The 954-nt window shown below is 44.4% G+C and carries 1 protein-coding gene; it reads right to left on the reverse strand.

What is annotated here, in order from left to right:
* On the reverse strand, positions 1 to 940 hold a 940-nt coding region (locus ACFIK3_RS09645; RefSeq protein WP_375676631.1), incomplete at its 3' end, for a ShlB/FhaC/HecB family hemolysin secretion/activation protein.
* Positions 941 to 954 lie beyond the last annotated feature (14 nt).

Here is a 954-nt window from a genome sequence, read left to right on the forward strand (position 1 = left end):
CAGTCATAATATCGGAAAATATCCCCTTAACACTCGAATGATATTGGCTCCACGTCCCATCAAAACCTGTTGTCCAAGTGCCATAGGGAAGAGAAAATGATCCCGTTAGAGTATCACTATTGGGGCGCTTGTGAGAAAAATGATACGGACTACCATCCATGGAGCGCTGATAGCTAAACGACCATTGATCATTGATCCCTAACAGATCATCAAAAGAAAGGCTCAAGCGCGTCTGATAAAGTCCTGTTGCTTTAGCGCCAAGATTATCGCTGGAAAGCGTAATAAGCCAAGGTTTCTGTTTTTCAATATGAACATCGAGTATCGAACCACCCGAATTGCTCCCCGCACCAAGATTAATGGTGGCTTGGCGTGAGAAAAGCCGATTGATTTGATCAAGCCCTTGCTCTATCTGGCGCAGATTGGTCGGCTTCCCAATAAGGTTTGGAAAAGCCGTGGTGATTTCTCCTTGAGATTTCCTTCCAACTTTATGCCCATCAAGGGTAATATCTTCCATCACACCTTCAACAACAACAATCTTGAGATGACCGCCGCTTAAATCTTGCTCAGGCAAATAAGCCCGCACTGCAATATAGCCGCGCTTCATATAAAGCTTGGTCACCGCTTTGAGCACTTTATTGATTTCGGCAATCCCCAAACACCGTCCTTCCCAAAGAGAAATGGCTTCATGAAGGTCGGTGTGAGAAATCAACTGAGCACCAACAAATTCAATGCTTTTGATCAGCAAACAGGTTGTACCAGACGAAGCACCATAGGGAGATGTGGTATCATCATCTGGCAAAAATACCCCACGGGTTTCGTTTCTACGGTGTAATTGCTGAAAACGTTGTTGTTGCGTTTGTTGTCGTTGGATGCTCTCTGATTGATTAATCGCTTTCTCACGAATGTTTTGGGCAAAACTCGGCAACGAAAAAAGGCACAAAAAAGCCGCAAAAA

The organism is Bartonella sp. CB10SXKL (assembly GCF_042195515.1).
In the GTDB taxonomy this organism is placed as follows: Bacteria; Pseudomonadota; Alphaproteobacteria; order Rhizobiales; family Rhizobiaceae; genus Bartonella.